Source organism: Fonticella tunisiensis, assembly GCF_004364155.1.
Lineage (GTDB): Bacteria > Bacillota > Clostridia > Clostridiales > Caloramatoraceae > Fonticella > Fonticella tunisiensis.
Map to the genome: position 1 here is coordinate 80,904 of NZ_SOAZ01000007.1, position 15,511 is coordinate 96,414.

Below are 15,511 nucleotides of genomic sequence, written 5' to 3' on the forward strand. Positions count from 1 at the left end.
GAGAGCATACATCGTTTTGTGTAAATACATCTATGTATGCTCTCTTTATTATAGTTACTTAATTCTTTATCCACACAAATTCATATGGTGCTAAAGCCAGCTCTCCATCTATCTTTCTTCCTGTTAAAATGTCTTCTCCTTTGAAGTTTCCATTTATTTTTACTTCCCTTGAGTCCACATTAACAACAAATGTTATTCTTTCTACCGTTTCTTTGTCTTCCCTCTCAAGGGCAAATACCTTATTACCTAAATCAAGAACCCTCTGGGGAGCATATGGTGAAAAGGGGCTTTCCTTCTTTCGTAGGTTTATCATTTTTTTCAAGCCGTTAAATATTGCCTTCCTTCTTTCATCAGTTTCAAGCTCAAAAGCTATGCGGTTATACTCCAGTTTTTCACGGTTGATTCTACGGTTTATGCCTGATTTTTCTAATCCTTCATAGTCATTTCTTGATCCTAAAAGTGAATGATAATATATTGCTGGAACCCCTATTAATGATAATAGTATGGAATGGGCAGCAAGCATCTTTCTTACCTGTAATTCTAAGGTAGTGTCCTCATTCTTGTTTATCAGAGCATCCTGATAGTTTATGTTAAGTTCATATATTGACTGGCTTCCATCGGTGTTGGTTTTATAGGATACACGTCCACCATTTTCTATAACCTTATCAATAAGTAATTTCTTTTCTTCCTCTGTTAATATTCCCTCAGTTGGGCGCATTCCTATTCCATCATGACTTGCTAAGAAGTTAAAATAGGTAGCCTCATCTGAGACTTTGCTTATGGTTTTTGACCACTCTGTAAGCTTTGAAGAATTATGGGTTGTTAGGGTAAATAATACAAGGGGCGGCAGTGAAAACTGATACACCATATGAGCTTCATTTTTACCATCTCCAAAATAACTTATGTTCTCCTTATGAGGCACATTTGTTTCAGTTATTATCTGGGTATTCCTCTTGAAATAATCAAGTAAACCTCTCCACAGCTGGATTACAGCATGGGTTTGAGGAAGATGCATACATGTTGTACCTGATTCCTTCCAGAGGAAACCTATGGCATCCAAACGGATACTTGTTGCACCTCTATGGGCATACGTAAGTATTATGTCCGTCATCTCTAAAAGTACAGGAAAATGGCGGAAATTAAGATCCACCTGATCCTCGCTAAAAGTAGTCCAGGCTGTTTTTACTCCATTTTTTCCTTTATATTCATGGAAAAGCGGAGAGATCCTGGGACGAATAACCTTGCTTGTATCAAAATTTTCATCGTATGGAATAAAATATTCCTTATATTTTTCATCATCATTTAAATAGCCCTTAAACCACTCACTGCTTTTTGAAATGTGGTTTGCAACAAAATCAAACATCAATCTGTAATCCTTAGATAAGCTCTCAATATCCTCCCAGTCTCCTAAATCTTCATTTATTTTTCTATAATCAACAACTGAAAATCCATCATCGGAGGTGTATTCAAACATTGGAAGAAGATGAACATCAGTTATTACATCACCTACATAATTTTTTAGAAATTTGTGTAAGGTTTTTAAAGTTGGCATTCCCTTTTCATAAATGCTGTCCCCATAGGTAATTAAGTAGACATTCTCCTGTGAAACAGGAAGGGCCCTATCCCAATTTGTTTCTTCCCATTTGCTTATCAGTAAATTCATTTCGTCCAGGTAGCTTTGTTTATATTCTTCTCCGTAAATGAGCTTTAGCTTATCTTCAATTAGCCTAATAAGTTTATTTTTATCCACATCCTTCACTCCTTTATCTTAAGAGTCACATAACCCTTTGGTGGAATTTCAACTCTATCCTTGACGGCTTCTTTTTCATCCTCATAAAGATTTGTTTTAACTATTTTCTTTATTTTATCCCCATGAATAGCTACAGATTCAATAGTATCCGAAGGATTAAATAAACGTAGAATTACTCCGTCCCCTTCATAGGCCAGCTTACATGTACTCATAAACACCCTGTCATTATCCACATGGAATAACGAATAGTTTCCTGGAAGACCTTCTTTGTGCATTGGTATTTCAAATCTCTCCAGTCGTTCTTCAAAGGTATTTAAGTTTTGTTTCTGGTATGATGCATAGTGTTCAATGTATTTTTCAGTTATTCTAAATAATGCTTGCGGATTAAACCTTTCATCACTAAAATATACTGCATATTCAAATTCTAGTTTTTTCATCATCTGAGCGTCAGGTGTATAAACCACCTTATTATTTATACCCGATGCACGGCCAGGCCTCCACAATAAGTCATCCTTTCCAAGGACCCCAACACTTCTAAATAGAGTCAATGCCAGTTGGCCGTTTTCTAAAGCTTCATACTCCTTTATTCCCTTTGTAATAAGTGCAAAGGTTGATCTTTCATCACTCAATGCCGCAAAGTTTTCTAAGGAATATATTGGTACCGGAGCCTCTGCAAACTTCCTTTCCCTCCAGTCCTTCAAATAGGGATTGATAGTGCTGTGCTTTATTGCACTGAAGCCCTGATCGGCATAGGAATACTCAGGATTTATTATTGGAGTTTTAAATAAAACCCTAAGTCTGTGGTCCTTTATATTGTTATTAACTACGTGCTTAACCCTTATAAACTCCTCTTCCCTTCTAAGTTCAAGGATTGTTAATACTTCAAATTCAGTGGTTCTTTCCTCTGTCTTTCTTTCCTCCAGATCCTTAGACAATACAGCCCTGTGTACCATTACCATCCTCTCTGCAATGGAGCCCTTTTCCACCTTTAAAAGATGTGAATCCTTAATTATTAATGGCTCATCACCCTTAAGTGGTGAAAAGTCATAGGAATCTCCATCATCTGCTGCATCTTCAAAGGTCATAAAGTCTTCAATCCTTTGCCCTGACTTTTTATGAATTAATATCAATTTGCCCTCATTAAATACAACTTCATAATATTTATTTGTTATTGTATTTTCTCCCTTTTCCTTCAAGATAGCTTCTTTGTTTTCTCCCTCTTCCTTTATTATGAGGGTCGTGTATCCCATAGGCGGAATATTATTCATCTCCATATTGATAACAGAGCGATAATATCCAGGAAGCTCTATTTCCTTTTCTCCTTCTGCAGTTACAACTATCTGTTTTCCTCCACTTAAGTATGACTGATTAACTATATCAAAGGCTATATTCTTTCCATCCAGAGTTTCAATGGAGAATCGAGGCTCCTTAGTGAATATAACACTTTCTATGATTTCCTTTATAGCTAAAGGCTTTGTATTAAATACCACAAGTATATTATCCTTATTGATATTTTTACTTATGGCATAGGTTAACTGCTTTTTTAATATGTTTAGCAGTCCATCTGCGATGTTATTTACCTTTGTCAAGCGGTCAATGATATTTCTGTTTGTGTCATCTGAGTTGCATCCAGCTATGCTGTCATGAGCATGGGCGTCAAACATCATCTTCCACATATTATCAAGCCATGCCTTTGGATATTTCAATCCAAGGCTTCTTCCTATTACTGCCAGCGGCTCAAGGACACAAAGGATTTTATTTTCGACTAAATTGTTTAATTTCTTGATATCGTATCTCTGTGAACGGATAGTATTGTGAATTCTGGATTTTTGCGGAGCTATCAGCTCACCTTCTATTTCATTATTAAACCTTCCTTCCTCATTCCATGTTTCCTTCATGAATGTTTCATAATCGGAAAGAAGGAATTCATAATCTTCTTCCCTTTTATTTAGTTCCTTTATAATTTCCGGAAAAGCTTCACGTACAAGTACCTGATCTCCACCCGCTGGAAGGAGCAGGTTGTCCGTACTCTTATTCATGGCTGAAAGCTTCTTAAGAATTGGGAGAAGCTTTTCAGTTACATATTCAGTTTGGGAGGAGAGAAATTTCCCCGGCCCATAACCTAAGAATATGTTGTTTGCCTTCACTTTCTCTCCATCCGGTGATTTCCATATAAAGTTTAGATCTCCATTTAACTGGTCTGTATAGATACCTCTCTGAAGTATACTGTATTCTATGTCAAATCCTTTGAATATGGATGGTAAATAGGCATTCTGTCCAAATATATCAGGTAAATAACCTACCTCCATGCAGTGTCCCATTGCTTTTCCGATTCTTGTTCCATATAGCAGATTCCTTATGATGGATTCTTTATTTACCAATAAGGAGTCAGTTTGTGTGTACCACGGTCCGACAAATATACGCTTATCCCTAATTAGCCTCTTTAATCTTTCCTCTTCCTCCGGACAAATTTTCAAGAATTCTTCTACAATAGATAACTGTCCATCGAAGACATATCCAGTATATTCTTCATTGCTCTCCAGCACATCCATTAAATGTAGGAGGTTTTCGCAAAGAAGAACATTTGAATCCTCTATTGTAAAATACCATTCTCTATCCCAGTGGGAATGTGGTACAACATAAACTTTTTTTACCTGATTCATTTTTTACCTCCATTAAGCTGCGTTTCTTTTTTTGTTTATTTCTACTTTTCATTTTCCCTTCTTTTTAACATTACAAATCTAATAAATATATTGGCAAATGCTATAAATAGCGTACCAACTAAAAGTCCTACAATGTATGCCCACAGATTTTCAACCAATGGCCATCCCCATACTGCGGGAAGCGGAAACCACTGAACTGCCCCTAATGAAACTGCTGTAATTGATCCAAGTATTGCACCAAGTATATTTATTGGTATTGTTATAAGCGGGTTTCTAAGCATAAATGGTATAGCACCTTCGCTTATAGCAATAAGTCCAAGTAATATGGATGTTCTACCTGCTATTCTCAAGTCTTCATCAAATACATGGCGTCCAACTACATATTTATCTAAAACAGTTGCTAAACCTAATCCTATTGGTGGTATAACTATTGAAAGTACACGTGGAGTTAACGGGAATATTTTATCTGCAGCAAGTCCTATTGCAATGGCACCTGCCGCCTTATTTATTGGACCTCCAAGGTCAAATGCTGTTGCTGCTGCAATTATCGCTGATAAACCAAGTGTTCCTGCAGCTTGTGCTTGCTTTATTAAATTTCTGAGTGTTAAGTTTAATCCTCCAAATACAGGGTCAACAATATAGAAATTTAATAGGAATATTGAAAGTACACTTATTCCTGGTATTATGAGCATCGGTTTCATTGCGCTTAAGTTCTTTGAAAGCTTTATCCTTTCATTCAGGAATCTTGAAATATATCCTGCTGCAAGCCCTAATATAAGTGCTCCAAAGAATCCTGATGGTATACCATCCTTAACTCCCCAGAAGGTGAAATGAAGTCCTGCTGCAAATGCACCTCCGATAAGCCCTGAAACAATACCTACACGGTCAGCTATAGCATAAGCAACATAGGCTGAGAAAATTGGATACATGAATTTAAAGATCATTCCACCAAAGGCATCAAGAAAGTGTAATATCTTTATAAGTTCATTCGGGCTGGCCGCATACTTTGCATCTCCAATTTCCTTTACTATTCCAAATGCCATTGCTCCAAGCTTACCAATACCTATCATAAGACCGGCGGCTACTATTACTGGAATCATATAGGATATGCCTGTAAGAACTGCCTGGGACATTTCTGAAAGAATTCCGCCCTTTTTCGTACCACTTTCTGCTATAACTTCTTCCTTCTCCTCAACAATTCCATCGGGATTAGTTAGAACCTTATTTATCAGTGCCTTTGCATTCTTCAGAGGTTCTGCAACCTTTGTTCTTACATAGGGTTTTCCATTGAATCTTTCTACTTTTTTTGGTGCTATGTCAGTTGCAAAGATAACTCCATCTGCCTTTTCTATTAATTCCTTTGTATGCGCATTTTCTATTCCATTTGCTCCCTGTTTTTCAACAATCACTCTAACTCCCATTTCCTTTCCTGCCTTTTCTAAGGCTTCAGCTGCCATATAAGTATGGGCTATACCTGCTGCACAGGCTGTAATTGCAAGAACAGTTTTAGAGTACTTAAGCCCTTCTTCCTTTCTTTCGTTATTATAATCAAGGGCTTCTATAAATTCCTTTGCATTTTTGGCTTTCCTTAATCTGTTTACAAAATCCTTATTCATTAATGCTGTGGAAAGCTCTGCAAGAAGCTTTAGATGTGTTGACCCTGCCTCTTCCTCTGGAATTGCAAGCAGGAATACAAGCTCTACTTGATTATTTTGGCTTATACTTTCCCATGCTGATATTTTATTCTTCAAACGTGCAACTCCAAAAGCAGCTCTTTTTACAGCCTTTGATTTACCATGGGGAATTGCAAGTCCATCCTCAAGGCCTGTAGGTGAATGCTTTTCCCTCTCCATAACAGCCTTTAAAAATTCTTCCTTTGATGTAATGAAGTTTTCTTTATAAAGAGCATGTACAATTTTTTCAATAACTTCTTCCTTTGAAGAAGCTTCTAGATCTAAAAGAATGAGTTCTTCCTTTGTCATTCTCTGAAGATTCATTTTGATACTCCTTTCTACCTATTTGAATTTTAAGACTCTTCAAAAGCCTCTCAATTATTTTATAGCATAAACGAATTAAAAATATTTATACATTCAGCGTACAATTTTACTTTTTATCGATTTTTGCTATAATCATTAATGATATTGTAACTCAAAAGGAGCAAGCAGTATTATGAGTAAACTATTAAATCGTTTTGCTAATGACCTTCCTAAACTTAGCCATGCAGAAAAACATGTATTTTATTATATTGAAAGCAATATTGAAGAGGCTAAAAAGCAATCTCTTACAGAGATGGCTGAAGTAAATAATGTAAGCACTACTACTATCGTCCGCATGTGCAATAAATTGGGACTTTCCGGTTTTTCTGAATTAAAGTATATATTAAAAGATATAGAACAAAATAATGTTTCTTCTGAAAGTAGTTTGTTAGACAACATAAAAAATAATATAAACCTCACTCTATCAAACTTAAACATCGAAACTCTACATTCTCTTATAAGACTTATGATAAGCTCTAAAAAGATTGTAGTTGTAGCCGTAGGGCTTTCAAAAACTATAGGAGAATATTTTTCCAAACTTTTAATGCAGATAAACAAAAACACACTATACGTTTATGAATCCCACATAATAGACCTTCTTCCAGGGATGATGAATTGGGATGATCTGGTTATCTTTATATCCAACAGTGGAGAAACAAAGACATTACTTTCAATAGCTGAAAAGCTAAGCTATCGAAACTATAAAACTGCCGCAATTGTGAATGCTGCTGACTCTACACTTTCAAGGCATGTTACATTGTCCATAAATGCACATTCCAACAAAAGCGAATATAGAGGATACGACATTACTCCAAGATCTACACTGCTTTTACTTATAGATATAATTTTCGGTATGTTCTTAGAGGCTAAAAACAAAAATAAACAAAAATAAACGAAAATAAACTCAATCTAAAAAAGCTGTCATTTTGATGGCTGCCATCAAAATGACAGTTATACATACTGAAACAACGCTATTTTGACTAGAAACCTATTCACCTCTTATGTGCTCAAACTTAATTGTCCGCAATGAAATATCATATTGATATTTCATTTGTGTCCAATCTCCTGTCTATGTAAAGTCTCTTTGCCAACCTCATATAATCCTTTACTGTGTTCAGTAAATACTCTTTGCCATAATTCAATAATTGTCTCCCAACAACGATAATCTTATCTCTTTAAATCCTAAAGCATAACGATATAAAATTGCTTGACTATTTCAAAATGTTATGTTAGAATTTTCACAAAAGGTAAATTATTTAATAAGTAACATATAATTATTATAAACTCAAAAAAAGCCTAAGCATTTTTTTTACAATAATATGTTAAATAAATAACATAAAGTATGTAATTTTTTAAAATCAAATCGTTAATTATGGACAAATATAAATGCGTAAAGGTATTTATCCAATCTTAGGGGGGTAAATTTCCTTGTGATAAAATACTATTATTAAAATTTGTTATACAACTTCCATCTACTTCAGATAGAATGCTTTTTTCCAATTGAAGAAATTGATTTATTGCCATATACAGGGATTAAGCCTGCATTAGTTCCTACTTCCTGTGAAAAAATATACGACTTTTATTTAACACAAGTAAAGGTTTATGCTGGTTTTTATTGTTACTAATATCACAAATCAGATTTTTATTTTTAAATAACTATAATAATTTATTTAAATTCAGAAGGGAGAGATTTTCAATGAAGGGTTTTGCAATGCTTGGTATTGGTAAGGTAGGTTGGATAGAAAAAGAAAAACCTACTCCTGGACCATTTGATGCCATTGTTCGTCCACTGGCAGTAGCACCATGCACCTCAGATATTCATACAGTATTTGAAGGAGCCATTGGTGAAAGACATGATATGATTTTAGGCCATGAGGCAGTAGGAGAAGTAGTTGAAGTTGGTAGTGAAGTAAAGGATTTTAAACCAGGAGATAGGGTAATTGTTCCAGCCATAACACCCTCCTGGAGAACACTTGAAGTTCAACGCAATTATCATCAGCATTCGGAAGGAATGTTAGCAGGTTGGAAATTCTCAAATATAAAAGATGGTGTATTTGGTGAATTTTTTCACGTAAATGATGCAGATATGAATCTTGCACATTTACCGGAAGGAATTTCTTTGGAAGCAGCTGTCATGCTAACCGATATGATGACTACAGGCTTCCATGGAGCAGAATTAGCAGAAATCGAATTGGGTTACTCTGTTGCAGTTTTGGGTATAGGAGCTGTAGGCTTGATGGCTGTTGCTGGTGCAAGGCTAAGGGGTGCCAGCAGAATAATAGTTGTAGGCAGCAGACCAGTTTGTGTTGAGGTTGCAAAGGAATATGGTGCTACAGATGTTGTAAATTATAAAAACGGCCCAATTGATGAGCAAATCATAGAATTAACAAACGGCGAAGGCGTAGATGCTGCTATTATTGCTGGAGGTGATTCAGACATATTAGCTAGTGCAGTTAAAATAACAAAACCTGGCGGTAATATATCCAATATAAATTATTTTGGCTCTGGAGAAGTATTGCCAGTTCCAAGACTTGAATGGGGTTGTGGTATGGCCCACAAGACCATCAGGGGAGGACTATGCCCAGGTGGAAGATTAAGAATGGAAAAGTTAGCAAACCTCGTTAAATATAAACGTGTTGATCCTTCCAAACTTGTTACTCATGTTTTCCATGGTTTTGAAAATATTGAAAAGGCTCTAATGCTTATGAAGGACAAGCCAAAGGATCTTATAAAACCTGTAGTTTTAATAGATTAGAAAAATTATGTTTTTATAGCTTACTAAAAACCCGGTAGTATTTATACTGCCGGGTTTTAGTTTAATAAAGCAGTAAGGCTAAGATGTCACAAGGGCTTGCTGAATTGCATCTTCATCCAAGTTAAGGCTAAGCCTTCCTTGCTACGTTTTTGGTGGCTATTACATTTACTCCTGTGTTAAGGATGTTTTCAACTATAACCTGTCCTGCTTCAACAGGAGCTTCCACCTTCACTCCCTTTAAAGCTCTTATACATTCATAAATCTTATCCTTTGGTATATCCCTTTCAGTTTTAACTGAAACCATAGCCTCTGCTCCATTTATAACCTCAAGGGTTGTGGTAATTATCCTTGTGGGATTTGTACACTCCTTTACGGCGTAATCCTCTCCCTTTTTGCAGGAATGGCCTGAAATTTTTATAACACTTCCATTCTCCACTAAAACCTCAAGGCTGCATCCAAGGGGGCATCCTATACAAATAAGCTCCTTCTTAATCATATACTACTCCCCCTCAACCTTAATCGTTATTTTCCTAATATCAGTCCTATCCTTGAAAAATGCCGGCTTGAGCCTTATCGTTTCCATCTCTCCGGGGGTTAGTATCCTCTTTTTAAGGTGCATAATCCTTACGTCATCAAAATATACAGATATATATTTATCCCTATAAACATTTGAAACTCTAAATCTTACGTCTACTCCATCACCAAGGTTTCCTGTATGAACCCAAACAGGAACAGTGTATCTTACTCCTTCACCTGCTGTAAGTTCTACTACTTCCCCCTTCTTTTCATACATTCCCTTTACATATCTGGCTGCATTTTTACCCGCTTCCATACTCTCCATAGTTACGAAGTCAACAAGGTCATGGACATGAAGAACGTTTCCGCAGGCAAATACCCCTGGAATCTCTGTCTCCATTGTTTCGTCAACCATTGGCCCTCCCGTATTACCTGAAATTTCAATATTCGCCTTCCTTGTAAGCTCATTTTCAGGTATAAGCCCAACTGATAGTAAAAGGGTGTCACAGGAAACAAACTCCTCAGTACCCGGTATGATATTTCTATTTTCATCAACCTGGGCAACGGTAACCCCCTCTACCCTTTCCTTTCCCTTTATGTCAACTACTGTATGGCTGAGTTTTAGTGGTATGTTGTAATCATTTAAACACTGGACTATATTTCTTTTAAGCCCACTTGAGTATGGCAAAAGCTCATCCACTTCAACAACCTTTGCCCCTTCAAGTGTCATCCTCCTTGCCATAATAAGCCCTATATCTCCTGAGCCTAAAACCACAATTTTTTTACCTGGCAAATATCCCTTTATATTCACATATTTCTGTGCAGTTCCTGCAGTTAAAATGCCTGCACATCTCGAGCCTGGAATATTGAGGGCTCCCCTTGGCCTTTCTCTGCAGCCCATTGCAAGCACGACGGCCTTTGCCTTTATTTCAAGTAGGCCGTCCTCCTCGTTTACTGCGGTAATTATTTTGTCCCTATTGAAATCTATTACCATTGTATTTAGCTTATAGGGGATGTTTAACTTTAAAACTTTATCTATAAACCTTTTAGCGTACTCGGGCCCTGTAAGCTCCTCCTTAAAAATGTGAAGACCAAAACCGTTATGAATACACTGGTTTAATATTCCTCCAAGCTTATCTTCCCTTTCAAGAATGAGAATATTTTCTATTTCTTCCTCCCTGGCACTTATGGCAGCAGCAAGCCCTGCCGGTCCTCCACCGATTATTACAATATCATATTCCTTCATCTAGAGCGCCCCCTTATTTAATTAATGCCTTCCTTGTTTTTCTCAACCAATATGTTTGAATGCCCCCCAAACTTTGTAATATCAGTTATTGGCTCATTAAGCTCCCTTGAGAGTATATCGACTATCCTGGTTGAACAAAAACCTGACTGGCATCTTCCCATTCCACATCTTGTTCTTCTTTTGACTGCATCAAGGGTTCTTGCACCAAGCGGCCTTCTTATTGCCTCAAGCACCTCTCCCTCAGTAACGGTTTCACACCTGCATACGATTTTTCCATAGGAAGGATTTTCTTTAATAATTTCCCTTCTTTCATCGTTTGTAAGCTCCCTGAACTTTTTAATGGCCTTTCTTATGGGATTAAAATCCTTCTTCATTTCTGGATTAAGCTTTTGAATTACAATTCCCTCAACCATTCTGGCAATGGCAGGTGCACTTGTAAGTCCAGGTGATTCTATTCCTGCAGCGTTTATAAAGTTTTCTGCATCATCGGCCTCCCCAATTATAAAATCCTCCTTTGTGCACCTTGCTCTAAGGCCTGCAAAGGAAGTGATTATTTTATCCGTTGGAATGCATTTCACACTCCTTTTGGCAACTCTTAAAACCTCGTTAAGTCCCTCTCTCGTTGTGCTCACATCCTCCTTATCCTCAACATCAACTGCATTTGGTCCCACGAGAAGGTTTCCATCTATTGTAGGGGCTACAAGTATTCCCTTACCAAGGGCAGTTGGAAGCTGAAATACTGTGGTTTTAACCATATCCCCAACGGATTTATCAAATACACAGTACTCCCCTCGCCTTGGAATTATCTTTATTTTATTCTTACTTACCATGTTATTTATCTCATCGGCGTAGACTCCTGCAGCATTTATAACCATTTTCGTTTTAATCACTTCATTTATAGTCTCAATCTCATAAAAGTTTTCCTTTTTAACTATGTTTAATACCCTCGAATTTAACTTAAACTCTACCCCGTTTTCTGCTGCATTTTCAGCAAGTGCTATAGTCATTTCATATGGACAAACTATTCCTGCCGTTTCAGCATAAAGTGCTGCAACAACCTCATCTGAAAGATTTGGCTCCATCTTCATAAGTTCATCCTTATAAATTATCCTAAGCCCTGGTATTCCATTTTTCCTTCCCTGGTCTAAAAGCTTTTCAAGCCCCTTAATTTCTTCATGGCTGAAACATATTACGATTGAACCGTTTCTTCTAAATGGGAATTCAAGTTCCTCCGCAAGCTTATCATACATTGGATTACCAAGTGCATTTAGCTTTGCCTTGAGGGTTCCTGGCTTTGCATCGTAGCCTGCATGTATAATTGCACTGTTTGCCCTTGTGGTACCACAGGCAACATCGCTTTCCTTTTCCAAAACACAAATATCAAGCTTATACCTTGCAAGCTCTCTGGCAATTGAACACCCTACTACTCCAGAACCAATTATTGTAATATCAAACATGTAATCCCTCCCCATGCAAAAGGCCATTATTTAAGAACTCAGGTCCTTAAATAATGGCTCTCCTGTACTTGGCCTTTATTTAAAATCTATTAAATATTATCATATATATAATTATTACAAAATAAACTTAGAATAATCCATTAAATATAAGTGCCCCTACTAATCCCCCGAGTATGGGAGCTATAACTGGAATCCAGGCATATCCCCAATCTGAATCTCCCTTTCCTGGAATAGGAAGTACCGCATGGGCTATACGCGGCCCAAGGTCCCTTGCAGGATTAATTGCATAACCAGTGGGTCCGCCAAGTGCAAGACCTATTACCCAGATTAAGAGGCCAACTGCCAGCGTTCCAAGGCCATCTGCCATCTTAACAGTTCCAAGCCCTAGAATGCCAAATACAAGTATGAAGGTTCCTATGAATTCTGATATGAAGTTTGCACCTGTGCTTCTAATTGCAGGACCTGTACAGAATACAGCAAGTTTTGAAGCCTTATCCTCAGTTGCCGACCAGTGTGGAAGATAATGGAGATATACAATAACTGCACCAAGAAATGCACCTATCATCTGCCCAGCTATATAAGTTGGAACCTCTGCCCACGGGAACTTTCCTATGGCTGCAAGTCCTATGGTAAGGGCCGGGTTAAAGTGAGCACCGCTTATCCCACCGAAAATGAATGCAGGAATTGCAACTGCAAATGCCCAACCAGTAGTTATAACTATCCATCCACTACTATTACCCTTTGTCTTTCCAAGAACTACGTTGGCAACAACACCGTCGCCAAGAATTATAAGTATCATGGTACCTATGACTTCTCCCAGAAAATGTGACATCTATACCCCTCCCTGATTTAACTTTCCTTATACCATCCAAGTGACCTCTTAACCGCTTCATGCCATCCCCTGAGAAGCTCTTCTCTCTTTTCGCAGTCCATTCCAGGCTTAAAGGATCTTGAAACTGCCCAGTTCTGTGATACTTCCTTCTTATCCTTCCAATAACCTACTGCAAGCCCTGCAAGATAAGCAGCACCAAGAGCTGTTGTTTCAATAACTTCCGGCCTGTCAACCTGGACACCAAGTATATCTGATTGGAACTGCATTAGGAAGTTGTTAGCACATGCTCCACCATCGACCTTAAGTGCCTTAAGGCTGATTCCTGAATCCTCTTCCATGGCCTTAAGCACATCGTAGGTCTGGTATGCCAGTGATTCAAGGGTTGCCCTGATTAGATGCTCCTTCTTAGCCCCTCTTGTGAGGCCAACTATTGTTCCCCTTGCATATTGATCCCAGTATGGTGCACCGAGGCCAACAAATGCAGGAACCACATATACACCATTTGTATCCTCAACTGCAGTTGCATATTTTTCTGACTCGGGAGATGTTTCTATTATTTTGAGTTCATCTCTGAGCCACTGAATTGCTGCACCTGCAACAAATATACTTCCTTCAAGCGCATATTCAACCTTTCCATCTATTCCCCAGGCTATGGTAGTTAAAAGGCCGTTCTTCGATTCAACTGCCTTTTCTCCTGTGTTCATAAGCATAAAGCATCCTGTACCATATGTGTTTTTAGCTGTTCCAGGCTCATAACATGTCTGTCCAAACAATGCCGCCTGCTGATCTCCTGCATCTCCTGCTATTGGAATTTCAGCACCAAAGAGTGAAGGGTCAGTATATCCATAAACGCAGCTTGATGGTTTAACCTCTGGGAGCATTGCCTTTGGAATATTTAGTATTTCAAGAAGCTCTTCGTCCCACTTTAAGTCGTGTATATTGAATAACATAGTTCTTGATGCGTTGCTGTAGTCAGTAACATGTACCTTACCCTTTGTAAGGTTCCAAATAAGCCATGTATCGATATTTCCAAACAGGAGATTTCCCTTTTCAGCCTCTTCCCTTGCACCTTCTACATTATCAAGTATCCACTTAACCTTTGTTCCTGAGAAATATGCATCAACTATGAGGCCTGTCTTTTCTCTAATCTTTTCTTTAAATCCCCTTGATACAAGATCGTCGCAAATAGGAGCCGTTCTTCTGCACTGCCATACTATTGCGTTGTAAACAGGCTGACCTGTTCTCTTATCCCATACAACAGTTGTCTCCCTTTGATTGGTTATTCCAATGGCTGCAATATCTTCAGCTGTAATGTTAGCCCTTTCGATAGCTCCCTTTGCAACTTCATACTGGGTCTTCCATATCTCCATAGGATCATGTTCAACCCAGCCAGCCTTTGGATAAATCTGTGTAAATTCCTTCTGATCAACTCCTACGCTAAGCCCCTTTTCATTGAAGAGGATGCATCTTGAGCTGGTAGTCCCCTGGTCAAGTGCCATTATGTACCTGGCCATTTCTAAATTCCCCCTTAAAATATATTGGGCAACGAAAAAGCCGCACTTAAGCAAAGTAAAACTTAACTTAAATACGGCTCTCTTTTCTCAGCCCTAATATATATATATTAGGGCTGAGAAAAATTTATTCGGAATTTTTAAAATATTATGTTTTATAAATCCCATAAATTCGTGCTGCTTGTTGATACCGCAATGGCACCCATAGAAAGGCACTCAAGTACATCCTTTTTAGTTTTTATAAGTCCACCTGCTATTATAGGAAGTGAAACCCTGTCTTCAATTGAATTAATTATTCTGCTTGCAATACCGGGCAATACTTCTATTGCATCGGGCATATGGTCCTTCATATTTTTAATTCCCGTATCCAGCGAGAGGGAGTCTAATATAAATATTCTTTGAATTACTATAAGTCCAAGGTTTCTAGCATGCCTTACATTGCTGACCTTTGTTGTTATAATTCCATTCGGATTAGCCTCTTTTTTTATGTACTCAAGACCAAGTGCATCACCCTTTAACCCCTCTATCATATCGATGTGGATGAATATTATTTTACCTGCTTCCCTGAGCCTGTTACATATGCCCTTTATATTAAGTAAATTCCCATAGAGAACGAAAACTATTTTAGGCTTTCCACTGCATGCATCTTCCAGTTGAGCATCGTTCCTTATTGCTGCAATAACAGGATTTTCAACTAAAATTTCCTCTAAATCCTGCATAAATCCCCCACCTTTATTTTTTTCTT

The 15,511-nt window shown here is 37.7% G+C and carries 11 protein-coding genes; 2 read left to right on the forward strand and 9 right to left on the reverse strand.

The annotated features are described in order from the left end of the window. Positions 1-58: 58 nt before the first annotated feature. From EDD71_RS05835 to EDD71_RS05845, 3 genes are read right to left on the reverse strand one after another with little or no spacing between them, the layout of a single operon-like run. Entirely contained in the window at positions 59-1,750 is a 1,692-nt protein-coding gene (locus EDD71_RS05835) for an alpha-amylase family glycosyl hydrolase (RefSeq protein WP_133627812.1), read from the reverse strand. A gap of 5 nt (positions 1,751-1,755) precedes the next feature. After that, on the reverse strand, positions 1,756-4,413 hold the full coding sequence (locus EDD71_RS05840; protein WP_133627813.1) for a glycoside hydrolase family 38 N-terminal domain-containing protein: 2,658 nt from the start codon (positions 4,411-4,413) through the stop codon (positions 1,756-1,758). A gap of 41 nt (positions 4,414-4,454) precedes the next feature. Further along, a complete protein-coding gene (locus EDD71_RS05845) occupies positions 4,455-6,410 on the reverse strand; it encodes a fructose-specific PTS transporter subunit EIIC (protein WP_133627814.1) in 1,956 nt (651 codons plus the stop codon). Positions 6,411-6,582: 172 nt separating this feature from the next. Between EDD71_RS05845 and EDD71_RS05850 the strand changes: the two genes are divergently transcribed. Further along, a complete protein-coding gene (locus EDD71_RS05850; protein WP_133627815.1) occupies positions 6,583-7,341 on the forward strand; it encodes a MurR/RpiR family transcriptional regulator in 759 nt (252 codons plus the stop codon). An 804-nt stretch (positions 7,342-8,145) separates the two neighbouring features. Next, complete coding sequence (locus EDD71_RS05855) at positions 8,146-9,204, forward strand: NADP-dependent isopropanol dehydrogenase (RefSeq protein WP_133627816.1); 1,059 nt, start codon at positions 8,146-8,148, stop codon at positions 9,202-9,204. A 127-nt stretch (positions 9,205-9,331) separates the two neighbouring features. Here EDD71_RS05855 and EDD71_RS05860 read toward each other — a convergent pair whose 3' ends face one another. From EDD71_RS05860 to EDD71_RS05885, 6 genes are all read right to left on the reverse strand, one after another. Then, positions 9,332-9,700: a DUF1667 domain-containing protein gene (locus tag EDD71_RS05860; RefSeq protein ID WP_133627817.1), complete on the reverse strand. Its 369-nt coding sequence runs from the start codon at positions 9,698-9,700 to the stop codon at positions 9,332-9,334. 3 nt (positions 9,701-9,703) lie between these two features. Then, positions 9,704-10,966, reverse strand: coding sequence for an NAD(P)/FAD-dependent oxidoreductase (locus EDD71_RS05865; protein ID WP_133627818.1), 1,263 nt, complete (start codon positions 10,964-10,966; stop codon positions 9,704-9,706). A gap of 17 nt (positions 10,967-10,983) precedes the next feature. After that, positions 10,984-12,423 carry an NAD(P)/FAD-dependent oxidoreductase gene (locus EDD71_RS05870; RefSeq protein ID WP_133627819.1) on the reverse strand — a complete coding sequence of 480 codons (1,440 nt, stop codon included), beginning with the start codon at positions 12,421-12,423 and terminating at the stop codon, positions 10,984-10,986. Between the two features lie 127 nt (positions 12,424-12,550). Further along, positions 12,551-13,255 carry an MIP/aquaporin family protein gene (locus tag EDD71_RS05875; RefSeq protein WP_133627820.1) on the reverse strand — a complete coding sequence of 235 codons (705 nt, stop codon included), beginning with the start codon at positions 13,253-13,255 and terminating at the stop codon, positions 12,551-12,553. Between the two features lie 17 nt (positions 13,256-13,272). After that, the gene (glpK, locus tag EDD71_RS05880) at positions 13,273-14,769 is read right to left on the reverse strand and encodes a glycerol kinase GlpK (RefSeq protein WP_133627821.1); all 1,497 of its coding nucleotides are present in this window, start codon (positions 14,767-14,769) and stop codon (positions 13,273-13,275) included. 152 nt (positions 14,770-14,921) lie between these two features. Beyond that, positions 14,922-15,485: a glycerol-3-phosphate responsive antiterminator gene (locus EDD71_RS05885; RefSeq protein ID WP_133627822.1), complete on the reverse strand. Its 564-nt coding sequence runs from the start codon at positions 15,483-15,485 to the stop codon at positions 14,922-14,924. Positions 15,486-15,511: the final 26 nt, after the last annotated feature.